This is a genomic window from Corynebacterium drakensteinense, assembly GCF_041224285.1.
Classification (GTDB): Bacteria; Actinomycetota; Actinomycetes; order Mycobacteriales; family Mycobacteriaceae; genus Corynebacterium.
Genome location: NZ_JAXOFP010000004.1, coordinates 12819 through 37607 on the forward strand (window position 1 = coordinate 12819; position 24789 = coordinate 37607).

Genomic DNA, 24789 nt, shown 5'->3' on the forward strand with positions numbered 1-24789 from the left:
GAAAAGTAATTAACACAACGTGTCTGTGTTTTTGTCTCCGTTGACGTATTGCTGCAGTGCGTATTTGATCGCGGTGACGTATTCGGTCGCACCGATCGGATCCGGGTGGATGCCGTCCTCGCGCAGTGCACCAGGAGTGTGCATGGCGTGGGTGCACCAGTCAGAGATATAGACGTTGTCGTGGGTCTGCGCTGCCTCAATAATCTGCTCACGCGCGTGCGGCATCCACGACCGATCCCCATACGGCAACACCATGACTACTGTGCGCTCCTCTCCGAGCACCTCCATCATGGAATCAATTTCGCCAGGAAACGCCGAGCTGTTGGTGCCGAAGCCGAGCACTACCGTATCGCGCAGCAGCCCTTGCGATGCCAAGGACGAGGCAATCTGAATGCCGACACCCCAAGCACGAGAAACATCGGCGTCAACATAGATGCCTGGGAATTCCTCATCCAACGCTGCATAAGATGCGAGCATTACCGAATCCCCGATCGCTGTGATCTCGTCACCGGTCGGCATGGTCCGATCCTTGACGTCCGTGTCCTTGGTTTTAGCATCACCGTCGTCAGCGGATTCATCGGAATGGGCTTGTTCTTGCATCTGCTGACGTTGCTGCCGGTTTTGTTCTGCCAATGCGTCCAAGTCTTGTTCGAGGTTAGTTTTGGCAGAGGAATTTACCACTGCGTACGCAGTTCCCCCGACCGAGCCCACTGCCAACACGAATCCGACAACCCAAGTAGCAGCGGCTCCTACCGACGCAGACTTCCGTGGTCGGTGCGCCCAAATGGTGGTGAAGACCTTGCCATAGCCCTTGCGTCGGAAAGGGTTTTCTATCCAGCGGTAGCTCATCTCGGAAAGCCCCAACGAAATAGCCAGAGCCAACGCACCAAGCCAAACAGCATGATTTTCGACGACTTCTTCCGGCGCGAGCTCACGGATAATCATGATCACGGGCCAGTGCCACAGGTAGATAGAGAACGAGCGTTGACCGAGATAACGCATCAACGGGAATTCGAAAATCCAGCGTAGTGGGCGCACCTCATAGACCACCGCGTAAATCATGCCGGCACCAGCCAGGCTGGTGATAAACAATCCACCCCAGTAGGGGAAATTGCCATCGTCAGCCATGAACAACAGCTGCAGCACGTAGACCGCCGTGGCCGCCATACCAATCAAGGCAGCCAAGAAACGCGCCCGCGTGATTTCTAATACCGGCCATGAATCCCGCGTCGGATCCGGTTTGCTGGTGGTCATCAACATCGCCAGCACGGCACCAATCAGCAGACCAAATGCGTGGGTATCAGTGCCGTAGTACACGCGAGTCGGGTCCGACGTCGGGTCATAGATCACGGCCATCGCGATAGCCGAAGCCACCGCAGCCAGCAACGAGGCCAACGCGATATGCAAACGTTTGCGCGCTCCCCACACCGCAAGCAGCGCGAACAGTCCCAGCGGCCACAGTAGGTAGAACTGCTCTTCAACCGCCAAAGACCAATAATGCGCGAAAACTTCCACCTCACTATCCGCAAAATAGGAGGCAGAAGTAGCGATCTGGGTCCAGTTGCTTACGAAAAACAGCGAACCCAAAAATTGCGTCCGGATATTGACCGCAAAATCACCGCCGATGATGCCGACGATCGCGGTACAGATCACGAGCACCACGACCGCCGTCGGCATGATTCGGCGCAGGCGGCGCACCCAAAAGTCTTTGAGATTCAAGGTTCCGCTGGTGTCATATTCCCGCAACAGCAGCGAGGTAATCAAAAACCCCGAAAGCACGAAGAACATGTCAACGCCCAGGTAGCCACCTGGTAATACGTCACCAAAGAAGTGGTAGACCACCACCGCCGCCACAGCCAGCCCACGCAAGCCATCGAGGCCGGCAACTTGCCGCAATCGAGCACGAGTTTTAGACATGAATTCCAGCCTTATGCGCCATGTACTCCGTTAATGAAGAACACATCATTAAGAAAGAACAATTCATCGGGAAACCTCACTACCGACGAAAAAATACTAAACGTTGATGCCCTTCACACGACGACCCAGCTCACGGGAGACTTCCCGGTTGATGTCACGGCGCTTGATGTCCTCGCGCTTATCGCGGTTCAACTTACCTTCCGCGAGCGCGATCTCACATTTCGCTTTGCCGTCTTTCAGATACACCTTCAGCGGGACCAGTGTGCGGGAACCATCACGAACCTGTCCCATCAGCTTATCGATCTCGCGGCGATGCAGAAGCAATTTGCGGGTGCGTTTCGGCGAATGATTCGTCCAATGCCCCATCGAATATTCCGGGATGTGGAGGTTTCGCAGCCACACCTCGTTTTTGTCGATGGTGGCAAAGGCGTCGACAAGCGAAATTTTGCCTTCACGCATGGCTTTAATCTCGGTACCTACCAGCACCATTCCGGCCTCGTAGGTATCGAGGATCTTGAAATCATGGCGCGCCTTGCGGTTGGTCGCCAGCACCGCAGAATTGGCCGCCGCAGCGTTCTTTTTCGCCTTGTTTCCCTTTTTCGCCATAACAGCTGTAATCCTACTAGCTTTATTACTGAGCTTTGCTTTCGAGCTACATTTCTGCGCTCTACTTCCGTACGTACGAACGCAGCGTGATATAAGCCGTGATCCCAGAAAAGACCATGCCTGCGACCGCAACTGCCGGGAACGTCGCCCAGATATCACGGGTACGGATCGGAGCGATGAGCTGTGACTCGTACAACCCCGCCAGTGACGGATCCACAATGGTGAATTTGGCGGCAAACAAACCAGCACCAGCGACGATTGCACCAAGCATCGTTGCCAGCATCGCTTCGATGACGAACGGGGCTTGGGTGTACCAGCGCGAAGCACCGACGATGCGCATGATGCCGATTTCTTCACGACGGTTAAACGCCGCGATTTGCACCATGTTCGCGATCAGGAAGATCGCAGCCACGGCTTGCACCACAGCCAGGATGAACGTCGCATTCCGGATGGTATCCAGGTTGTCCGTCGCACCGCGGACGTCTTCTACCTGGTCGATCACCCCGTCGACCTGCGGTAAGTCACGAATCGGATCCAACGGTGCGGTGTCAGTCGGATCTGTCAGACGCACGTGTAACGCTGCAGGTAGGGCATCCGGTGAGGTTTCTTCGACCAGCACGGGGTCTGTCTCACCAAAGACTTCCACGAATCGTTCGTAAGATTGTTGCTGGGAACGGAAAATCACCGAATCAACCCCATCAGAGGATTCCAGTTTCTGCTTAACCTCGCTGCACTGTTCTGAGGTGCAGTCGTCATCGCTAGCAGAGATCTCCCCGTCCAGCTGCACCATGACCTCGACACGCTCGAGGTAAATGTCTTTCGTGTCCGCAGTCATCATTGAGACCAGCACGCCGGCAGTCACTAGGCTCAGCGAAATCGCGGTGGTTACGATCAACGCGAAAGCCATGGTGAAATTGCGCCCCAGGCCTTTGAGCGATTCTTTGAGCACAAAACTCAGCTTCATATTCTTCTCCTGCCCCTGCTCACGTAGTCGCGAGCGTTAGCGTGATTCCCCGTAAATACCGTGTGCTTCATCGCGCACAATCTTGCCGAGATTCATCTCGATGACGCGCTGGCGCATGTCGTTGACTGTGCGCGCGTTGTGCGTGGACATGACGACGGTGGTTCCTTTCGCGTTGATCTGGCGCAACAGCGTCATGATCTCATCGGCGGTATGCGGATCCAGGTTGCCGGTAGGTTCGTCGGCAAGCAAAAGCAGTGGCCGGTTCACGAATGCGCGGGCGATGGCCACGCGTTGCTGCTCACCACCGGAAAGCTCATTCGGCATGCGATTAGCTTTCGCATCCAACCCGACCATCTCGAGCGCTTCCATCGTGCGCTTTTTGATGCGCTGTGGGCGCTCACCGATGACTTCCAGCGCGAAAGCAACATTGTCATAGACGTTGAGTTTGCTCAGCAGCCGGAAATCCTGGAACACATAGCCGATGCGCTGGCGCAGCTTGTTCACCTCGCCGCCTTTGAGCTTGTTGACGTGGAAATCCGCAAAGTGGATATCACCTTTGGACACGTTGGTATCGCGGATCATTAACTGCAAAAACGTCGACTTACCCGAACCAGATGGGCCGATGAGGAAGACGAATTCGCCTTTGTCGATGTGCAGGTCGATCGCATCCAGCGCCGGACGCGTCGACGTCGGGTATTCTTTGGAGACCTTGTCGAAAGTGATCACAACTACCACTTTAGCCACATCCATCATGGGTAGGTCTAGTCAGCGTGGTTACGAAATTTCCAACAGTGTTATTGACCGTGGTGTTGCCAGTGATGTTGACAGTGATTTCGATGGCCCCGAATGAGCCGCTGATGGAACCCTAGACAATTTATACGTGTCCAATATATCGTGAGACGGATCACCAATAAACGGAAAATGCGTGATCGGCAAGAAGACCAACCACAGATTGGCCACAAACCATGAACACAACCGCGCCACAAGACACAAAAGACAAAAAGAAGGCGGGCACGAACTCGAAGAAAAAATCCGGTGGAAAAGCTGGTGAATCCGCCGGTGGTTTCCTTGGGCTGATCGAAAAGATTGGTAACAAACTGCCCAATCCGTTCTGGTTGTTCGTGATACTGGCAGGCCTGGTAGCCATCACGAGTTGGATCGGTTCCACCATCGGCATGAGCGCGACGCAACCAGATTCTGGCGAGACCGTCGAGGTCGAAAACTTGCTGACTGCCGACGGCATCCAGCGCATGGTCACCGATGCGGTGGAAAACTTCACCAGCTTCCCGCCGCTCGGCGTGATTCTGACGGTCATGCTCGGTGTAGCAGTCGCTGAGCATTCCGGTCTGCTCAGCGCCCTGGTGCGCTCAATGGTGGCGAAAGTCGGGCCCAAAGTTCTGACGTTTACCCTGGCACTGGCCGGTGTAACCGGATCTGTCGCCTCGGATGCGGTCTATGTCATCCTGATTCCGCTGGGCGCGATGTCATTCCACGCTCTGGGACGCTCCCCGATCGTCGGCGCGATGGTCGCGTTCGCTGCCTCTTCTGCTGGCTTTAACTCCTCGCTGATCCTCAATATCACCGACTTGTTGCTGGCTAGCATTTCCACCCCTGCCGCCCAGCTTGTCGACGAAAACTATGACGTCTCCCCGCTGGCAAATATCTTCTTCGTTATTCCTTCTGCGGTGGTTCTGGCACTGATCATTACGGCCGTGACCGAGCTGTTCGTTAACAAGCGTGCGCATGATCTAGTGGATCACGACAAGATCGATTACTCGCAGGTCTCTTTTGATAATGCTGCTGGTGGCGGCAATGACGACAGCGGCAATGACGACGATGACCAAGGCGATGCACAAGATCAGCTTAAGCTGGCGGCAGAAGAAAAAGCTGGCCTGCGCGCAACCGGTATCGCCTTGCTTGTGATGCTGGCTGCCTACTTCGCACTGCTGTTTATTCCTGGTTCACCATTGGCAGGACCAGACGGCGAAGTGATGGATTCGCCACTGATCCGTTCGATCGCAGTCCCAATTGCAGGCGTATTCTTCCTGTGCGGCATTGTCTACGGGCTGGTCTCGAAGTCGATTTCTAGCTCCGCGGATATTCCAGAATTCATGGCAGCTGGTTTAAAGACGATGCTGCCGATGATCGTGCTGTTTTTCGCCGTGGCACAATTCTTGGCTTGGTTCGAATGGTCCAACCTTGGCGTGTGGACGGCCATCACCGGTTCCGAACTACTCAACCGTGCAGATCTGCCACCGATCTTGTTGTTTGCCGGAGTAGTCGCCCTCGTCGCCCTGCTGAACCTATTCATCACCTCTGGTTCTGCACAATGGGCGCTGATGGCACCGGTAATCGTGCCGATGTTGATGTATGTCGGAACCTCGCCTGAGGTCACGCAGATGCTGTTCCGTATCGGTGATAGTCCGACAAATATCATTACGCCGATGTCGCCGTACTTCGCTCTGGCGCTAACCTTCTTGCAGCGCTATTACAAACGCTCCGGCGTCGGCACGCTGATGTCACTGGCACTGCCGTATTCGATCTCTATGATCGTCGGCTGGTTTGCATTCTTCATGATCTGGTATTTCCTAGGAATCCCACTGGGCCCAGGTTCCCCGATGGAATACCCAGCTAGCTAATCCGTCAGCGCGTTTGCCAACGCAGCGCCCGGCGCGGTTACCAACTCTAATCGGTAGCCGCGCCTTCCTGTGCCGCATCCGACATACGCCAGCGAATGGCGGCCTCTAAAAATCCATCAAGATCGCCATCCAGCACCTTGCCGGGGTCACCAACCTCAAAGTTGGTGCGCAAGTCTTTGACCATTTGGTACGGGTGCAATACATACGAGCGCATCTGGTTGCCCCACGATGCATTACCGCCCGCGCCGAGTGCATCCAGCTCGGCGCGTTCTTCTTGCCGCTTGCGTTCCAACAGCTTCGCCTGCAGCACTCGCATGGCAGAGGCTTTGTTCTGGATCTGGGACTTCTCGTTCTGGCAGGTCACCACAATCCCCGTCGGCACGTGAGTTAACCGCACCGCGGAATCGGTGGTGTTCACCGACTGCCCACCCGGACCAGAGGAGCGGTACACGTCGGTACGAATTTCCGAGTCCGGAACTTCGATAGAGTCAGTCTGTTCCACCACCGGCAAAACCTCAATCTCTGCAAACGAGGTCTGGCGTCGAGCCTGGTTATCGAACGGCGAGATTCGCACCAACCGGTGTGCTCCCTGCTCCACGGACAACGTGCCGTACATGTATTGACCGTGTACAACGAACGTCGCGGATTTAATACCGGCTTCTTCGGCATAGGACACGTCGTAAATCTCAACCTTGTGCCCTTTGCGCTCTGCCCAGCGGATATACATGCGCATCAGCATCTCCGCCCAGTCGGCAGCATCCACACCACCCGCGCCAGAGCGAATGTTGATCACGGCTTCACGCTCGTCGTATTCACCGGCCAACAAAGTGGTGATCTCCAAGGCGTGGATGGCTTCTGCCAGCGCTGCTAATTCCTCATCTGCGGCAGCTGTCGCGGACTCATCACCGTCGGCAGCTTCTTCGTCAGCGAGCTCATAGAGCACCGGAATATCATCGAGGCGCTGGCGCAAGCTCGAAAGTTTGCGCAGCTTAGCCTGTTTCGCAGACAGCTCCGAGGTGACTTTCTGCGCATGGCTGGGATCATCCCACAAGCTGGGATCAGCCGCTTGGTCTTCGAGCTCACGCACCCTACTCTGTAAAAATTCGGGGTCGGCTACCTGCTCGATTGACTCCAACGTGGTGGTGAGCTCTTTGACTACAGCAGCTTTATCCGATCGCATATCCACCCAGCCTACTCAATCCGCACTGTGTGAACCGAACGGATTTTCAGGCACAGGAATTTCAGGCAGAATGGTTGCCATGAATTCGCCTGCAGATTCTGCTTCCGACGACTCACGCACCAACGATCCCCAAACCAACGATGCTCAACTCGAGCTCGATAAAGCCATCGATGCCACTGCCAAAGCGTTCATGGTCGCCCACGTCGGCGACGACGACGGGCAGCTAGCCCAGGCACTGGTTCTCAACTCTGGGCGCATCGCCTGGCGGCTGCGCGAAAAGGGCCTGGAGCAGAGCACAAAAACCTCGATTTCCGACGTGGTTACCAACGCTGATCGCGCAGCCGAGCGCTTCATCGCGACGGTACTGGAAGGCATCCGCGCTGAAGATGGCATCGTCGGCGAAGAAGGTGCCCGCTCCCACAGCACATCGGGGCGCACCTGGGTGATCGATCCGGTCGATGGCACCTATAATTTCGCCTCCGGTTCGGATTACTGGTGCTCAGCACTCGCGCTCGTCCACGGCAGCACTGGTGATGCTGCTTCTGACGACGCTACGGATCACGCGGGTGATGGCGCTCCCGAGCGGATCATCGCCGCTGCTGTACACCGCCCTGCCATGGGATACACCTGGTTTAGCGGTGCCACAGAATCCGGCTCTATGCTCCCTACCACCCGCGATGGCGAAGCCGTCGCCAAGATCAACGACCGGCCACTTGGCAAAGCCTGCGTCGGCACCTATCTGCACCCGACCTGCATGGCCGATGAATCCACCCGCACAGCCTGGCACGCGGTACTTTCCCAGGCCGCTACCTTGCGCATGCTCGGCGCTGGATCTGTCGATCTCGCCTCAGTTGCCGATGGCACCCTGCATGCGTGGATGCAGCACTCCGTTCCCGCATGGGATTGGTTACCAGGCAAAGCGCTGGTCGAAGGCGCGGGTGGAACCACCGCCACCCACATGGCAGGTGGGGTGCGCTGGCACATCGCTGGAAACAAACAAACCGTCGCTGAGATCGTCGACATTCTGAAAGGCAGCAACCATGACTAACCCCCCGCCCCACTCGCTGTATGCCGAAGACCTCGCGCTCGCGTTGGAACTGGCCGATCGCGCCGACGGCATCACCCTGAATCGTTTTCAGTCCGCGGACCTGCGAGTCGAATCCAAACCCGATATGACTCCCGTCAGCGATGCCGACGTAGCGTGCGAAGAAATGCTGCGCGAACAACTCGGTGGCGAGCGCCACAATGATGCCATTTTGGGCGAAGAAATGGGCGGCACTCCGCAATTTTCCGGGCGCCAGTGGGTCATCGACCCCATCGATGGCACCAAAAACTATGTCCGTGGTGTGCCTGCCTGGGCTACCTTGATTGCTTTGCTTGTCGACGGCGAGCCCGTCGTCGGCGTGGTTTCTGCCCCAGCGCTAGGTCGGCGTTGGTATGCCGCGAAAGATCATGGTGCATTCCGTCGCGTATTCGATTCCGAGCCTGACCCGTTGTCGGTTTCGGCGGTCACGGATATTGCTGATGCCTCAGTGTCGTTTTCTTCCCTGGAAGGTTGGAGGGAACGCGGCCAGCTCGATAATTTCTTGGCACTCAGTGAGCAGACCTGGCGGCTCCGCGGCTTCGGGGATTTCTGGTCTTATTGCCTGGTTGCCGAAGGTGCTGTGGATATTGCTGCAGAACCAGAAGTATCCCTGTGGGATCTGGCTGCCCTCGATATTATTGTCCGCGAGGCCGGCGGCGCTTTTACCAGCCTAGACGGCGCAAAAGGCCCACACGACGGTTCAGCCGTGGCCACAAATGGGCACCTGCATGAGACCGTGTTGGACCTTTTAGCTCGCGGAGAATAACTTTCCGCGGTTTAAGTTTTCCGCGGCTTAGTTTTTCGGCGGTTTAGTTTTCTGGCAGCTGGAAGCCAGCGCCGACGCTGCCTTTCGCGTTGATGTCATTGATGATGGTGGTGGCGTCGGTGGCCATCGTCGGCACATGCACGAAGCCTTGCAGCGGGCTGCGGCACGATAGATCCAGCCCCGTCGGGTTTGCTCCACCAGAAATCACGCCGACCAAGCGGTTACCTACCAGCAATGGTCCGCCGGAATCACCCAACGTGGCGCAAACCTGGTTGAACTGCAAACCGCGGGCCTCGCCGTAGTGGACACCACAGGTGTGGCCAGTAGCAACACCGTTTTTACAGACCTGCTCACCAAAGCGTGGGCCAGGAGCGATCTCGTCGACAGTGACGTCATTATAGCTTCGGCTAATCTCGGCGTTCGAGCCGAATTCAATGATGGAATAGTCATAATCCGGGTTGGAGGCAACGATTGTGCCGGAGTTTCCGACCTGCCAGGAATCCGCAGAAGCGACATAGTCACCTTCTGCACCGCAGTGGCCAGCGGTGATGCCTACCTTGTGCCCTTGCGCATCAGTGCCTGCGACCGCAAGCGTACAGATACCAGAATCACCCACGAACAACGGAGTTCCCGGGCCGTATAGCGATTTGCCTTGCGCAAGATGGTCGTTGGATTCTTCGGGGATGCGCGGCGCATCAAACCACGAACCGGGCACGCGGTGCAGGATGAATTCTTCAGCTGGCTTGCCCGCTAGAAACTTCGACAACGGATCATTCACCCAACGCATGTGCGGATCAACCGCCGGGTTTTCGATAATGGCCGGACGTTCACCTAAGCCCTCGTACTCACGACCCTCGGCGTGCTGCGATGCACCGTTGTGCTTTTCAGTGCCATGTGCTGGGTCTTCGTTCGTTGCCTGGGCATTCTCTATACCGGTCGTGTCCGTGCTAGGCGACGCAGACTGTGGCTTTGACTGTGAGCCCTGCGCCTCGCGATGCTTCGGCAACACGTTGGCCAGCTGCTGATCGACGGCATCGGTGATTTCTTCATCCACCTCCGGGGTAGTAATTCCCCACTGTTCTAAGTGCGCGCGTGCCTGGCCCACGAATCCAGCAGAATCAACCACTGGGCCTTCTTCGATGGTTTTGCTCACTTCGGCAAAAGCCTGCCGTGCTGCTTCCACACGTGGGTTTTCCTGCCATGGTTGCGCACTCGCGCTCGCAGACCCTGTCAACAAACCTGCCGCACACGTTGCTGCCGAGGCCACCACGGCGGTGAGTACTCGACGTGCACTACGCGAACGCATTGGCGCTGTCATTACTGGCTGCGCCGAAGCTGGCTGCGTCTTGGCTGTTGGTGTTGCTTGCTGCGACGCTGGTCGTCCTCGCACGAATCATCCTCTATTCTGCTCGCGAAAAACTGCCGAAAGGCTGTGGTGTCCAAGATTTCTTCTGCCTTATCGTCGCATGGATTTTCCGCTTGCACGCTGGGTTAATCAGGTCGTTGAATGATAGTTATCAAACGGTTATTACCTGTGTACGCGAGCTGGGAGAACGCTTTTATTCATCGCATAGACCACCCCCATACGTGCAGTTAGTACACGATCTTTTCCGGATCTCCGAGCCGCTCGCCAAGCCCTACCAGCACAGCAAAAACCACAGCCAAAGCCAGCGAAATGCCTAACCAGAACGGGTACAACCTGGGTCCAGCCGCCTTCGCCAGCAACGCACCCAGAAACCCGCCCAGAGTGTTGAAGAGGAGATCGTCAGTAGAGCTTCGTCCGACAGAAAATGCGTATTGTGCTGTTTCGATACTGAAACTGCACAGCGCAGCCAGTACAGCGACTTTCCACACACTTGCCCACCCAGTCCGCGATCCACCGCGCACTCGATTACTTCCCCGGCGCGAACTTCCCGTAGCAAACACGATGAACAATAACGCACCAAAGGGAATGAATAAAGCGGTATTTCCGCCATATTCGAACACACTGAGGAACCAGTTCGATGACGAGCGCCAGACATCGAGTGGTTCCAGAATGATCTCACGCACCCGCTGGTTGTCTGGGTCCCAGAGATAGCCGATCTGGTAGAAGCTTTTCAGTAGGGTTAAGGCAATAATGACGGCCAACCAGGCCACAAACGCAATTCGGTGAAGGTTTTTCATTAGTCGTTATTGCCGTTTTCTGGGCTGCGGGCGGAAACCTGCGATTGTTGCTGCTGCGACGAACGCACGCGCAAAGACTCCAGGCCAGTCGTCGCCAAGGGAATTTCTTCCCGACGCATTGCTTCGAGCACCGCGGAGATAACTGCATCGGTGGCCTCACGGGATTCCAATCGCGTGGAACCAGACCAAAACAGTAGTTCAAGGCTGACGGTTTCAATTCCTACCTCGTGGTAGTACGCGCTCGGTTCGGGATCGTTGAGCACACAATCTAGGCTGTTCATCGCCTCGATAGCAACGGTTTTCGCCCGGTTCAGGTCGGCAGTCGTCGCTATATCAATCACGACCCGGGCACGGATGGTTTCGAATCCAGTCTGCACGACGACCTCTCCGGAGTGCATGAGCGTATTCGGCACGACGACGAGTTGGCCGTCAAAACGACGAATACTGGTAGAGCTGAGATAAATGTAGGTAATCGTTCCTGCATTATCGCCAACTTGCACCTGATCTCCTACGCGGAACTGATCACGGGCGAGAATCATGATGCCAGCGAACATATTGCCCAGCACCGTCTGAAAGGCAATACCAGCAGCAATGGAAATAACACCGATTCCGCCGAGAATATCGACCGGGTTAATCGATGGGAAGACCACCGTCATCGCCGCAGAAAACGCTAAAGCAGTGATGATCCAGAACACCAGTCGCCCGAGCACACGACGCGAACTTTGCACGCGGCCACGCATGTATAGATACAACCGGGTAATTGCGGTGACGACCGCTGCGATAGCGACACCGATCAGCAAGGTGATCAACCCTCTGAACACTCCATCCCAAGTGATCGTGCGGATGAGTTCTTCGCCAGGAGCATTCACGTTCATTGTCTCAAGCATTTATTCCGTCCTGCCCGTGCAGCATCGTGGTTCTGCTGCTTCCTCAAGCCTTGCAAGTTCTATACACTTTGCAGCTTCTTTACGCTCTGCAACTTCTTTACTCAGTATCTTAGGGACTATGAGCCAAGATAGCCGTCTAACCGAGAAATCCGTGACAGCACCCGATGGTTCCATCGCTGGCATACCGGTGGGCACCTACCCAGTGCGCGGGCACGAATTTTTGTTGTTTCGCGTCTTCGATGTGCGCGGCAACCACGAGGAGCCAAACACCGCAGATGCGCAAGATTCGCAGCAGCGGCAACGCCCGGCAGCTTTTTCCGTGCTGGCTGATCGCCTGTGGCCGCGTGGGATCAAAAAGGAAGACCTGCAGCCAGACCTGTGGGATAAACAGCTGTGCCCGTCGCAAGAACTCCGGAAAGAATTCCACGACGGACTGTCTTTCGACGATTTTTCACACCGTTATACAGCAGAATTAGATGAGCGAGCTGCGGCCGGACAGCTCACAGAAACTATTAAAGCCCTGCATAAAGCGGCAGGGCAAGGAAATATCGCCATATTATTCGCAGGCAAGGACACCGAGCACAGTCATGCTCGTATCCTCGCCCAATGGTTGGTAGAGGCTATCGACGCAGAATGAGCTTCGCTGCGATAGCCAGCATCACAAACGCCCCGCCTAGTGCTGCTGCACTACACGGTGGAGCATCCATCATGCAGGCAGAGCCCAAGCGGGGCGAAGATCAGTGAGCTAGTACGTAAAACTAGCTTTCGCGGGAACGGAACGGCATCGGAATACGCACACCGCGCTCTGTCGCCACTTCATCAGCACGGTTATAACCAGCATCGACGTGACGAATAACTCCCATTCCCGGGTCGTTGGTGAGCACAGCTTCCAGCTTCTTTGCGGCAAGCTCTGTGCCGTCGGCAACGGTAACCTGCCCGCAGTGAATGGAACGCCCCATGCCGACGCCTCCACCGTGGTGCAACGAAACCCAAGTGGCACCACCGGAGGTTGCGGTCAATGCGTTAAGCAGCGGCCAGTCGGCAACCGCATCGGTGCCATCGAGCATGCCTTCGGTTTCGCGGTATGGCGAGGCCACCGATCCAGAGTCCAAGTGGTCACGGCCGATCACGATTGGAGCTTTGACCTTGCCCTCTGCAACCAGCTGGTTAAACAGCAAGCCGGCCTTGTGGCGCTCTCCATAGCCCAACCAGCAAATACGCGCTGGCAGGCCTTCGAATTCGACATATTCTTCGGCAGCATCCAGCCAGTTGTGCAGGTGCTCGTTTTCAGGGAACAATTCCTTGATCGCCTGGTCGGTGACCTTGATGTCTTCCGGGTCACCAGATAGTGCCACCCAACGGAACGGGCCGAGGCCTTCACAGAACAGCGGGCGGATATACGCCGGCACGAAACCAGGGAATTCGAACGCACGGTTGTATCCGGCGTGGCGCGCTTCATCACGGATGGAGTTGCCGTAATCGAACACCTCCGCGCCTTCGTCCTGGAATTCCACCATCGCTTGCACCTGAGCCGCCATGGATTCGCGTGCTTTCTTGGTGAAAGTTTCTGGGTCAGCCTTCGCCTCGCGGTGCCATTCTTCGACGGAGTGTTCTACCGGCAGGTAGGACAGCGGATCGTGCGCGGAAGTCTGGTCAGTAACAATATCGACGGTCAGCTCACCGGCACGGTGACGCTTGAGCACCTCCGGGAAGATTTCGGCAGCGTTACCCACCACACCGATGGTCAGTGCGCGCTTTTCTTCTTTAGCCTGGTTGGCCATCTCGATGGCTTCGTCCAAGGAAGTGGTGACCTCATCGAGGTAACGCTTGCCCTGACGACGCTTCAGGCGAGTCTCGTCCACATCGGCGATGATGCACACACCGCCGTTGAGCTTGACGGCGAGCGGCTGGGCGCCACCCATACCACCGCAACCACCGGTCAGGGTCAAGGTACCAGCCAAAGTATCGTTAAAGCGCTTGGTGGCCACCGCCGCGAAAGTTTCGTAGGTGCCCTGCAAAATTCCCTGGGTAGCGATGTAAATCCAGGAGCCAGCGGTCATCTGGCCGTACATCATCAAGCCTTCGTCGTCGAGCTTGCGGAAGTGCTCCCAGTTCGCCCAGTCGCCCACCAGGTTGGAGTTCGCGATCAGCACGCGTGGCGCCCATTCGTTAGTGCGCAACACGCCGACTGGTTTACCGGATTGCACCAGCAGGGTCTCATCGGCTTCAAGATCCTTGAGGACGTCAACAATAGCGTCGAACGATTCCCAGTTACGGGCGGCTTTACCAGTGCCGCCGTAAACCACTAGGTCTTCCGGACGCTCAGCAACCTCTGGATCGAGGTTGTTCATCAGCATGCGCAGCGGAGCTTCCGTCTGCCACGACTTGGCGGACAATTCGGTTCCACGCGGGGCGCGAATTTCACGAGGTTGCGACATTTTCGTCAACGTCCTTTCACTCAAAAACTTCTTTTTCTCGTCTTTTAATGTAGAAGTTTTCTAGGTCACAAAACAGACGCTTGTCGACGATTTTGTCTGAAATTCGAGACGCAATCAGCGTGTGCGATTGCCGTACATCCGCGCAGAAATCTCTCGCGCACTCTCCTGCAAGAGGCGACACACCTCGGAAAATTGCTCGTCCGACAAGCTATTGACCGGATAGGTTACCGCCAGCGCCGCGGCTGGCCGTTGCAGATGATCCAATACTGCGACGGCAACGCTGGCTTGCCCCCGACTGACTTCTTGGACTTCCACATCGAAGCCGCGCTGTCGCACGTCGGCCAGGTGTTTTTGGAACCCGCCCCAGCCTTCTGTCGCATCGGAGGCCGAATACACCGCGCGATATTCCGTTTCCGGCAAATGTGCGAGCATCGCCCGGCCAGAGGCCGTGCCCACCGCTGGCAACCGCACCCCCACTTGGCTGATTAACGATACTGCCCTGGCTGCACGCGTTTCTTGCAGATACACGATTTCGGTGGCCGACAAGCGGGATAAGTGCCCCGATCCGCCCGCGAAACTGGCAATCTTCTCCAGATGCTTATGGCTCAGCCGCACCAACGGCTGCTGGGTCGTATAGGCACTGGCCATGGAATAGGCGGCAAGCCCGAGACCATAGGTGCGCTCACCGGCGAGATGGACGACAAAGCCGGCCTCGACCATTTCTGCGAGCAGGTGATAAGTCGTCGACCGGGGTATTCCTAGTTCTCGGTGTATGCGGGCTGCTGAAATCGGCACGTCAATCGTTGAGAGGAGCCGCAAAATATCTAGAGTATGTCGGGCAGCCGGGACCTGCGGAGAATTCATAAACTACAGACTAACGATTACAGACTATGAATTATTGCTCAGGAACTACCTGGGAACGGCTACTAAGGAACCTCTGAGCAACCGTATGACACCGCACCCGAGCTAGCCGCAGCACACGCAGGCTTTTAGAGCAGCAAGTGCGCGATTGGGGTGGCAATCAAGATCGTCAGCACGACGCGCTCGAACCAGATGATCACGATAGAAGTCAGGGAAATCGGGATCCGGGTAGCCATGATGCACGGAATAAGCGCGGAGAAGAAAATAATCATCGAAATCGACACCACGCCGACAACGAACTTCGCCACCATATCCTCTGCGCCTGCCATGCTGGCTGCTGGCAGGAACATTTCTGCAATACCAGTGGCCATCGCCTGGCTGGAATCCATGGTTTCTGGCAGACGCACAATCCAGGCAAAGGGGTAGAACAAATAGCCGATCCACTCGAATACCGGGGTGAAGCGTTCCAACAAGATGCCACCCAGGCCCACCGACAAGATCGAAGGCACGATGGCACCAGCCATCTTGATACCGTCGACGAAGCTGTCGACGACGGCACGCCACAGGCTTGGTGCATTTTCTAGTGTGTACAGCGCTTCATGCCACGCGGCTTTGAAACGGCTACCGGTCACTGCACTTTCTGGCTCGGGCGTTGCGCCTTCGCGATATTCATCCGGGATGCGGGCCAACGGCGGGATGCGCACGGTGATCGCGGTAACCAGGAAGGTAACAACCAGCGTGGTGAAAAAGAACGTCGTCCAGATTTCCATGAGGCCGAGTGCATTAGCGACGATGACCATGAACGCTGCGGAGACCGTCGAAAAGCCGGTGGCGATGATGGCTGCTTCTTTCGCGGTATAGCCACCGCGCTGATAGACGCGATCTGTGATCAAGATGCCCAGAGAATACGAACCGACGAACGAGGCCACCGCGTCGATAGCCGAACGACCCGGGGTTTTCCACAGCGGGCGCATCACCGGCTGCATGAGCACGCCGATAAATTCCAAGAAACCGTAGCTGACCAGCAGTGCAAGAAACGCTGAACCGATCGGGACGATCAAACCAACCGGGGTGGCGATCTTCTCCCATAAAAACGGCACCATGTCTTCGTCGCCAAGCACCCATGGCAGCGCATCCAATACCGCGAGCAGAGCGATGATAAAACCGATGACATTCGTGACGACGAAAATCGCCGACAGCGTGCCCTCTTTCCAGTTCTGGTTATAGATGGAGCGCACAGCTCCGAAACCAGCAAGAGCCAGGATGATCCACGGCACCAGCCCCGGCACACCATCGCGGACGATCGTGACCATGTGGTCGAGCGGGATCGAGCTTTTGTCTTGATAGGTCAGTGGGAAGAAAAAGACGAACGCACCAATGGCGCTGTAAACAAACAATCGCCAGATATGCTTCGGGATTGGCGGGTCGGTATGGCCGACGCTCGGCACGTTGGTGACATGCTTCGGTTCTGGAATGGTCGGAGACACGGCTATTCCCCTCTGGTTCGATGACTACTTGCTCGGGCGGACGCGGACACTAATCCCGCGTCACATTCAAACGAGATAAGTGATAGTCGTAACACTATTACTTGTTGAACAATGTGAGCAAGGCAATAGCCATAGCGCTAGTCTGTGATCACAGACTTACAGAGTTCACCTGCCATCGGTGCCTTCGGCAAGTCCCCGCATTCGCATTGAGCCTGCCCAACTTTTGCTAGCGAAACGCTACTTCCCCCACCGGCCTGCGCAGCTTGCGTGAATGCAACTGGTCTGGCCCTTCAGCCATCTTCTCGCAGGCACGCACCGCTGCCAGCAGGTGCTCCTCTTTCGAAGACTGATAAAACTTCTTCGCCGACTTGGGCAGTTTGGGCTCGTGATGCAAAGGCTTATCCGATACGCTCAGCAACGCCCCATACGGAACGCGGAAACGGTAACCGTTGGTAGCGATGGTCGCCGATTCCATATCGACGCCGATCGCCGTCGATTTCTGCAGTTCCCGATAGATATCGGACTGCGCGCGCCATTCCCAGTTTCTGTCAGACGTCGACAGCACGGTTCCGGTACGCAGCCGCTTGCGTAATTCATCACCGGACAATCCGGAAACTCTCCGCAACGCATCGGTGACTGCCATCTGTACTTCCGCAATCGGAGGAATCGGCTTTTCCATGGGAACCAGATTGTCGAGAACGCCATCGGAGCGGTCATAGCTATTCGCCAAAATCATGTCGCCGATGCGCATGCGCCCGTCGAGGCCAGCGCAATGCCCCACCATCATCCAGCAGTGTGGCCGGAGCACCGCCAAGCAATCAGTGATGGTCTTGGCATTCGACGGACCGACCCCGATATCGATGATGGAAATGCCACACCCGTCTTCCCGAACCAGGTGATAAGCCGGCATCTGGTGCTCATGCGCGTGCTGGCGACATACCTCGGCTGCGGGGATGTCACCAACCGGAAAGTGCAAGTCTCCGGGACAGACTAGCTCGGTGTATGGCAGCGAATTGCAGGCATCCGCCTCGTTTAGTGAGGCAGCGTAGTGCAAAAACACGTCGGTATGCAGCTGATAGTTAGTAAAAAGCACAAACCGCTGCAGGTTGCTGGCGTTCGCTCCGGTGTAATGCTCCAGCCGCTGCAGAGCCAGATCAACGCGCGGTGCGGTGAACAAACTCAACGGTTTAATCGGCAGATTCAAAAAATCTGCTTCTCCATCCGCGACAGCATCATCGACGAATGCAGAGTCAATCGGGGTAAAACGCCTCTCCACGGCAGCGATATCTGCAGCCGTCATCGTGGCGGGCTCCCTCTGTGTGGCGGCTTCGTTAAACAAACGTGCTGCCTTTTCGGAAGCCTCGTTGAAACCACGACACATGCGTAACGGGATCGGCTGTGCAGACACCCGAATTTCTACCTCCCCGCCATGGTGAGCGAGCAAATTAGAAATCTGTTCAAGCAGATAGCGCCGGAACATCCGCGGGCGAGTAATCGATGCCGCATATATTCCCGGGCGGTCAACGAATCCGTGCGATAAGGACGAATCAATCTCGCCAATCTCTTCGACGCTAAAGCGCAGCTCTGGATAGCACGCACGAATCGAGCTAGGCAACTGGCCACCAGCTATTTTTGCAGTGCAGGCTCTGCCATACTGCGCAACCAAATAAGACATATTTGCCTGATGGATCTCCTGCAGCCGATCCACCGCTGCCTCCGGATCAGTGAAAAACTGCCCCTGGCCCTCAGTCGTGGTGAAAGGTGCAGACTCGAACAGATTGGTACCCATGATCTCAGCCTAGACCGAAAACAGCACTACTCGGCAGGAGCGTAAATCCCTACAACACTTTGATCTACCGCAGCTTCCAATTCCTGACGACTAATCAGGTATTTGCGGCCCATTTTCCCCCCTCCAATGTAAAACTCCTCACCCTTGATAGCATTCAGATCCGCTACAACAGGAAGGCCTTCAGGAACCCCAATCGGGCCGATACTATCTCTTTCCATACCAGTTAATGCCAACGCTTCATCCATCGGAAGGAACGACGTTTTACCGCCCAACGCTTGCTTGAGACCTTTACTATCTAAACGATGAGTGGCAGGAACCAGAACGAGAGCATTATGTCGCTTTCCTGACATCTTGGTAGAAACCACAATCGAATTCAGACTTTGCTCCGCAGTAGCACCAGTCTCCTGCAAAAAAGTCTCAGTGTCTGAGATATCAGGATTGACATGAAGAACACGCATAGTTTTTCCTTTTTATTGTTTAGACAAGTTCGAAGAAATAGAAGACACCAATACAAATGAAGACTATGCCAGGCAAGAAACGAACAGCGGGAATTCGCGCCAGTGGCGAATTCGCTGCTGCTTTCAACAGCACGGACATCATGAGAAATACCAGCAGAGTCACCACTAGCAGAAGGCCGAGAACCAGGGATTTCTGGCTGAATCCAGTGTAGTGGCTCATCATCTGCGTAAAGAAAGAGGTAAAGAAAACCAGTGCCTTTGGATTCGAAATGTTGGTGACAAAGCCCAATCGAAACGACTTAGCCCATGTGCCTTTCTCTGGCGATCGCGTCGAAGGGGTCGATTCTGTCACGACTTGGTCGCCGTAATTGCGCGCTAGCCTTGCTGCGCCACGGAGAGCCAGAACTCCCAATATCACGAGAACCACGCAGCCGACCACCGGTAGCACGACTCGCAGGGTAGGAACAGCGACCAGCAACGCCTCGATACCAACCAGCGAGAGCACTGACCACACCGCCACTCCCAGTGCAGCGCCAAGAGCCGTCCAGAACCCCGCACGCAGACCATACCGCGAGGTTTGCAGACCGATAGAGATAATATCAGGACCCGGCATCGCCATAACGAGGGCCCAACTAAGAAAATCAGCTAGCACTGACATGCTCCATCTAATCAAGTGAACGCTCGAAATTAAGACCAGATTTCGAGCATGCCGTACGCTTTGAAAACAAGTATACGAAAATTCCCTAGCGGCGCTAAGCACCGCTAGGGAATCAGTTGAATATTGGTAGCGGGGACAAGATTCGAACTTGCGACCTCTGGGTTATGAGCCCAGCGAGCTACCGAGCTGCTCCACCCCGCGTCGGATGATATTCAATTCACCTGCCAGCTGAAGGCTTCCACTTTCAAACACCTTCGCGATCTCCCGCTCGCTGACATCATGTAACTATACATACCATCGCTAGATATACCAAATCCCGCCATGCGCTGGGCACACAGCGGGATTATCAACGATCTCGCGAGCAATATCTTACTGACGTTGCATCGCTGCCAATCGTGTTATCGCTAGTTCTGCGACTGGTAGTTTTCCACCGCACGGTCCAGGCGATCCAGCGCGCGTCCGTATTCCTCGAAGGAACCATCCCGCGCCTTTTCCAGCTCACGCAATGCGTCGTTGATCGCATCGACACCTTCGCCGCTAGCTGGCGGGGTTGGACCAGAACGATCCGCAGAATCGCGATCCGAGTCAGCATCTTTATCGCTGGAAGCCGAAGCACCAGCCTCTGCAGTATCAGCTGCATCAGCATCATCGGAGGAATCACGGGAAGTGCCCTCGTCACCATCGGCCAGGTCGATATCCTGGGCCGCCTGCGAGTCAATACCTACCTGCTCCAGGGCCTCACCGATGGTTGGCGCATATCCGATGCGTCCCTTATAGGAAACCAACACACGCAGCAGCTTCGGGAAGGCCGAGTCTTGGTCCTTGCGCTCGGCGTAAATCGGCTCCAAGTAGAGGATTTCACCGCCGCCTACCGGCAAAGTCAGCAAGTTACCGTTGTAGAGCTCGTTCGTGCGCTCCCACAGACCACGGTCACCAGCAACCTGGTCAGACGACATCATCGCATCCTGCGCCTGGCGCGGACCTTGCGTCTGCGTATTCGTCGGCAAGACACGTACGGTGATGTCACCGTAGTTTTCTGGATCCGAAGTCACCGTCATGTGCGCCGACAGGAAGTCACGCTCCAGACCACGGAATGGGGTCACCATCTGGAAGCTGGACTTATCCGGGTTTTCTGGGTCCGCGGCCATCACGTAATACGGAGGCTGCGGCAACTCCTGGGATTCCGGCTGGGTTGGGTCCAGAGGAACTGACCAGAAAGCATCGTTGGAGAAGTACACGCCTGGGTCATCCACGTGGTAGCGCGCGAGCAGGTTGCGCTGCACCTTGAAGATATCTTCTGGGTAGCGGAAATGTGCACGCAGCTCATCAGAAATCTCGGATTCGTCCTTCACGGTGTCCGGGAATACTCCGCGCCACGCATCCAATACCGGGTCTTCGGTATCAAACTCGTACAGCTCCACGGTGCCGTCGTAGGCATCCACGGTGGCTTTCACCGAGTTCCGGATATAACCGATGCGGTCATTGATCAGACGCTGCTCAGTGCCATCCGGGTTCAGTGCGTCACGAGTAGCCTGCGACAACGACATTTCCGTGCTGTATGGCATCGCATCCAAGGTGGTGTAACCATCCACGATCCACTTGATCTTGCCATCAACGACAGCCGGGTAGGTGTGCGAGTCGGTGGTCAGCCAAGGCGCCACCTTTTCGACGCGGGCACGCGGGTCACGGTCATACAAAATCTTCGATTCTGCACCAACGCGGTCCGACAGCAGGAAGTTCATCTCCTGGTATTTCGCGGCATAGACCGCACGCGAGAACCAGTTACCAATGCCAACTCCACCTTCTCCGGTATAGGTGTACGACGAATTATCAGTGTCATATTCCACGTCGTTGCCAGTGCCCCCAACAATCGCATAGTCCAGACCATCTTGGGCCGAGGCAATGACCGGGCCATAATACACACGCGGCTGATCCACCTTGATGCCGAGTTCTTCAGCATCTTCGTCCTCGGCGCGAGAAGCCAAGGTCTGCAAATCAGACACGGTATACACCGGGAAACCACCACGGGTAGAACCAGCGGATTCTGCGGCTTCGTTGATGGTATTGGCTTGTGCTGCTACGAAACCGTTGCCGTGGGTGTAGACCGTGTGGCGGTTAATCCAAGAACGCTGGTTTTCACGCAATGCATTCGGGTCCAACTCACGTGCGGCCACCACGAAATCGCGCTGTTCGCCGTCGATCTCATAGCGGTCCATGGACAACACATCAGGAAAACCGTAGAAGTTACGAAGTTGTTGTTGCTGGGTAAACGTCGGCGCCAAGACATCTGGATCGAGCAGACGCAGGTTGGAAATCGTGTTTTCGTCCGCAGCAACGTCGTCGTCAGAAACCTCTCCCGCGCCCCAGTTGGTCTCATACTCCACGTTGGTGTCGTCGATGTTGTAGGCGAAACGGGTGGCAGCGATATTGCGCTCAATCGACTGCGCTTCTTTCAATGCGCGGTTCGGTTGGACGGAGAACTGCTCCATCAGCATTGGCCACGCGGTGCCCACCGCGATGGAAGTCACCAACATCAGCACCACAGCAAGACCTGGGATGCGCAGATCCTTGATCACGATCGCCATGAAGAAAGCCACAGCCACCAACGCAGAAACCACGATCAGAATGATCTTGGCGGGCAGATCCGCGTGCAAGTTGGTAAACGAAGCACCGGCAAAAATATCGTGCTGGTTAAACAGAATCGTGTAGCGATCCAAGAAATAGCTGGCAACCTGCACCAGCATCCACAACCCGGCGATCACAGCGAGCTGGATGCGAGCCGGCTTGGATACTGATCCCTTCACACCGGCAGCTTGGCTACCCACACGGATTCCACCAAGGATGTAATAGCCAATCAGCGAGACTAAGAAACTCAGAACCAGCAGCACGCTCAGCGACGACACCACAATGTTGAGCAGCGGCAGGCTAAAGGCATAAAAGCCCAAGTCCATGCCGAACTCAGCATCTTCACGGCCGAAGTCCCCGCCATTCAAAAACAGCAGGACGGTGCGCCAATAGCCTTGGCCCAAAAATCCTGCCGCTAATGCGATAACCAGCGGTGCACCGTAGAGGAATTTGCGCATCGTCGCCGCAATGGAATCGCGGTACTGGTATACCGGCGAGTTCACATCGGCCATCGAGACATCCGTCGGCCGGTTTTTCCACGTCAACCACCCGACCAGGAAGGTGACCAGGCCGGCGATAATGGCAAAGATGAAAAACAGAACAATGCGGGTAATAATCGCGGTGGTATACACCCCGCGGAAATCGACTTCACCAAACCATTGCCAATCGGTGTACAGCGACACCACCAACGGGCCGAACGCAAAGAGCACCACGATGATGCCGATCATCCACGACAAAATCCGCGGTGGTTTACGCAAAGTAGGTGAAGGTTGGTTAAGGCTGCCAGCCAAGTCCAACTCCTTTAAAATTATCGAAAACTGGAAAGCGTTATAGTGATCTAGCTTAGGCAATAGTAGACCGAAACAAAAGGACACCAGCAAAATGAACAAGCAGCAGATAACGCAGCCGATGCTGAACCGAGCGATGATGGAAGCCGTAGACTTTATCCACCCCGAGGGTTGGGATTGTCCGCCCACCTTGTTTGCGTTGGTGCCGACGAGCCTGTTGGCGAGCCAGATGGTCGATTTCGACGACTCAGCTCCCCTGACGCTGGTGGTGCAGGACGATCTACCCAACAACATTGAGCCCGGTTCAGAGCATCTGGCTGATTATGTCTCACGCGTGATCTGGCCGGACAACGTCGTTGGCGCGGTGTTGGCACAGGAAATCAAGTTCAAAGACACCGCGGATTCGCGCGATTCCGAGCCCCGCCCGGCGCGGTTGTTTTCCGGGGTCATTCGCGACGAGTACGCGGCCGACGAAATTGAACAAACCTTGCTGCAGTTGCGCCCCACCGAAGAAGAATTAGCCGCCGCCGGCCCATTCGCCGAAGACGACGTGCAATTACGCGGCGGCCCAGGAATCGCACCGGGTGTTATCGCAGCTTTACGGCATGGCCTCAACCAGAGCAGCGATAACGTACTCTAGAGTTTCACTAGTCTCAATAAAAGGTTGAAACTTTTGCCGACCCCGGGAGTTTTTCGTGTCCGCCATGTTTTCTGCTCGCACGCTCACCACTCGCGCTGCCACTCTTGCAGCCACTGCAGCCCTGCCGCTAACGCTGGCGGCGTGCGCCTCTGGCGGCGATAACGGCGATTCCACCCGGTCATCAACGTCCGTGACGACGTCGTCTAGCACCCCCGAAACCTCGGAAGAAACCACCAGCGCAACCCCGTCGACAAGCACGTCGAGTTCGTCGACAAGCACCACCGGCTCTAGTACGCACACCACGACGAGCTCTACAGACGCAAATGCAGCAGGTGATGCCGGAAACCGGCCAGCGCAATCCAGCGCGGCAACGAGTAGCACGTCGGCCAGCCAAGCACGCGGCGAGATGCCTGAATCGGTAGCAAACGCTTACGAGATCTTCGGCGAATTAGTTCCACGCTCGCTGTTCGAGCAATTCGACTCGTGCGAATCCGTCGGCATGCAAAGCTATTACAACTGTTCGGGAACCTCGGTGGGCCAATTCCAGTTCACAGAATCCACATCCAAGGCGATTTCTACCTTGCAAACCTTGACTGAATTGCGAACTTCCCAGGTCGTCGACGATTCGGGAGACCGCGTCGTCGGATGGTCGTCGTTGGGTTCTACCGCAATCATCACGGTGGTCAACACGGAATCAGGTTTGGTCATGCAGCACATGATCTCCGGTGACGCCGACGAGCCAGAAGAAAAGATTAAAGAGCTCGGGTTGGTGAGCTAAAACTCTCTGCGGCAGTTCTGCCACCCCGGCCTCGAGCACCAGCTACACGCCCACCCCGCGC

Annotated in this window: 21 protein-coding genes and 1 tRNA gene; 6 read left to right on the top strand and 16 right to left on the bottom strand. The window is 56.0% G+C overall.

Annotated features, from left to right (window positions below; genetic code table 11):
* Nucleotides 1-9: 9 nt before the first annotated feature.
* The 4 genes from U1140_RS03460 to ftsE form a co-directional block, all read right to left on the bottom strand.
* Nucleotides 10-1917, bottom strand: a complete 1908-nt coding sequence (locus U1140_RS03460) for an acyltransferase family protein (RefSeq protein WP_369846083.1) — start codon at nt 1915-1917, stop codon at nt 10-12.
* 96 nt (nt 1918-2013) lie between these two features.
* Nucleotides 2014-2523 carry an SsrA-binding protein SmpB gene (smpB, locus tag U1140_RS03465; RefSeq protein ID WP_369846085.1) on the bottom strand — a complete coding sequence of 170 codons (510 nt, stop codon included), beginning with the start codon at nt 2521-2523 and terminating at the stop codon, nt 2014-2016.
* 61 nt (nt 2524-2584) lie between these two features.
* Nucleotides 2585-3487, bottom strand: coding sequence for a permease-like cell division protein FtsX (gene ftsX, locus U1140_RS03470; protein ID WP_369846087.1), 903 nt, complete (start codon nt 3485-3487; stop codon nt 2585-2587).
* Between the two features lie 36 nt (nt 3488-3523).
* Nucleotides 3524-4213 (bottom strand): cell division ATP-binding protein FtsE, encoded by a 690-nt coding sequence (ftsE, locus tag U1140_RS03475; protein WP_369846089.1) that lies wholly within the window; start codon nt 4211-4213, stop codon nt 3524-3526.
* Between the two features lie 239 nt (nt 4214-4452).
* On the opposite strand from ftsE, the gene U1140_RS03480 reads away from it, so the two are divergent.
* Entirely contained in the window at nt 4453-6126 is a 1674-nt protein-coding gene (locus U1140_RS03480; RefSeq protein ID WP_369846090.1) for an AbgT family transporter, read from the top strand.
* 46 nt (nt 6127-6172) lie between these two features.
* Here U1140_RS03480 and prfB read toward each other — a convergent pair whose 3' ends face one another.
* Nucleotides 6173-7306: a peptide chain release factor 2 gene (gene prfB, locus U1140_RS03485; RefSeq protein WP_369846091.1), complete on the bottom strand. Its 1134-nt coding sequence runs from the start codon at nt 7304-7306 to the stop codon at nt 6173-6175.
* 70 nt (nt 7307-7376) lie between these two features.
* On the opposite strand from prfB, the gene U1140_RS03490 reads away from it, so the two are divergent.
* Both U1140_RS03490 and hisN read left to right on the top strand, forming a co-directional pair.
* On the top strand, nt 7377-8354 hold the full coding sequence (locus U1140_RS03490; protein WP_369846093.1) for an inositol monophosphatase family protein: 978 nt from the start codon (nt 7377-7379) through the stop codon (nt 8352-8354).
* A complete protein-coding gene (gene hisN, locus U1140_RS03495; protein ID WP_369846094.1) occupies nt 8347-9156 on the top strand; it encodes a histidinol-phosphatase in 810 nt (269 codons plus the stop codon). Before U1140_RS03490 ends, hisN begins: the two co-directional genes overlap by 8 nt.
* 43 nt (nt 9157-9199) lie before the next feature.
* Here hisN and U1140_RS03500 read toward each other — a convergent pair whose 3' ends face one another.
* The 3 genes from U1140_RS03500 to U1140_RS03510 form a co-directional block, all read right to left on the bottom strand.
* On the bottom strand, nt 9200-10474 hold the full coding sequence (locus U1140_RS03500; protein ID WP_369846095.1) for a S1 family peptidase: 1275 nt from the start codon (nt 10472-10474) through the stop codon (nt 9200-9202).
* Nucleotides 10475-10749: 275 nt separating this feature from the next.
* Complete coding sequence (locus U1140_RS03505) at nt 10750-11319, bottom strand: VanZ family protein (protein ID WP_369846097.1); 570 nt, start codon at nt 11317-11319, stop codon at nt 10750-10752.
* A complete protein-coding gene (locus tag U1140_RS03510; RefSeq protein ID WP_369846098.1) occupies nt 11319-12206 on the bottom strand; it encodes a mechanosensitive ion channel family protein in 888 nt (295 codons plus the stop codon). The genes U1140_RS03505 and U1140_RS03510 overlap by 1 nt, the downstream gene beginning before the upstream one ends.
* Nucleotides 12207-12324: 118 nt before the next feature.
* On the opposite strand from U1140_RS03510, the gene U1140_RS03515 reads away from it, so the two are divergent.
* Complete coding sequence (locus tag U1140_RS03515) at nt 12325-12843, top strand: DUF488 domain-containing protein (protein ID WP_369846100.1); 519 nt, start codon at nt 12325-12327, stop codon at nt 12841-12843.
* A gap of 121 nt (nt 12844-12964) precedes the next feature.
* Here U1140_RS03515 and U1140_RS03520 read toward each other — a convergent pair whose 3' ends face one another.
* The 8 genes from U1140_RS03520 to U1140_RS03555 form a co-directional block, all read right to left on the bottom strand.
* Nucleotides 12965-14644, bottom strand: coding sequence for a urocanate hydratase (locus U1140_RS03520; RefSeq protein WP_369846102.1), 1680 nt, complete (start codon nt 14642-14644; stop codon nt 12965-12967).
* A gap of 114 nt (nt 14645-14758) precedes the next feature.
* The gene (locus U1140_RS03525; RefSeq protein ID WP_369846103.1) at nt 14759-15508 is read right to left on the bottom strand and encodes an IclR family transcriptional regulator; all 750 of its coding nucleotides are present in this window, start codon (nt 15506-15508) and stop codon (nt 14759-14761) included.
* 125 nt (nt 15509-15633) lie between these two features.
* The gene (locus U1140_RS03530; RefSeq protein WP_369846105.1) at nt 15634-16992 is read right to left on the bottom strand and encodes a YjiH family protein; all 1359 of its coding nucleotides are present in this window, start codon (nt 16990-16992) and stop codon (nt 15634-15636) included.
* Nucleotides 16993-17218: 226 nt separating this feature from the next.
* Nucleotides 17219-18781, bottom strand: coding sequence for an AMP nucleosidase (locus U1140_RS03535; RefSeq protein ID WP_369846106.1), 1563 nt, complete (start codon nt 18779-18781; stop codon nt 17219-17221).
* Between the two features lie 26 nt (nt 18782-18807).
* Nucleotides 18808-19239: an aminoacyl-tRNA deacylase gene (locus U1140_RS03540; protein WP_369846108.1), complete on the bottom strand. Its 432-nt coding sequence runs from the start codon at nt 19237-19239 to the stop codon at nt 18808-18810.
* Nucleotides 19240-19258: 19 nt separating this feature from the next.
* Entirely contained in the window at nt 19259-19858 is a 600-nt protein-coding gene (locus U1140_RS03545) for a LysE family transporter (RefSeq protein WP_369846109.1), read from the bottom strand.
* Nucleotides 19859-20021: 163 nt separating this feature from the next.
* Nucleotides 20022-20098: transfer RNA gene (locus tag U1140_RS03550), tRNA-Met, on the bottom strand.
* Nucleotides 20099-20301: 203 nt separating this feature from the next.
* Nucleotides 20302-23313, bottom strand: coding sequence for a UPF0182 family protein (locus U1140_RS03555; RefSeq protein WP_369846110.1), 3012 nt, complete (start codon nt 23311-23313; stop codon nt 20302-20304).
* A gap of 91 nt (nt 23314-23404) precedes the next feature.
* On the opposite strand from U1140_RS03555, the gene U1140_RS03560 reads away from it, so the two are divergent.
* Nucleotides 23405-23950 carry a PPA1309 family protein gene (locus tag U1140_RS03560; RefSeq protein ID WP_369846111.1) on the top strand — a complete coding sequence of 182 codons (546 nt, stop codon included), beginning with the start codon at nt 23405-23407 and terminating at the stop codon, nt 23948-23950.
* A gap of 64 nt (nt 23951-24014) precedes the next feature.
* The gene (locus U1140_RS03565; protein WP_369846272.1) at nt 24015-24728 is read left to right on the top strand and encodes a beta-N-acetylglucosaminidase; all 714 of its coding nucleotides are present in this window, start codon (nt 24015-24017) and stop codon (nt 24726-24728) included.
* Nucleotides 24729-24789 lie beyond the last annotated feature (61 nt).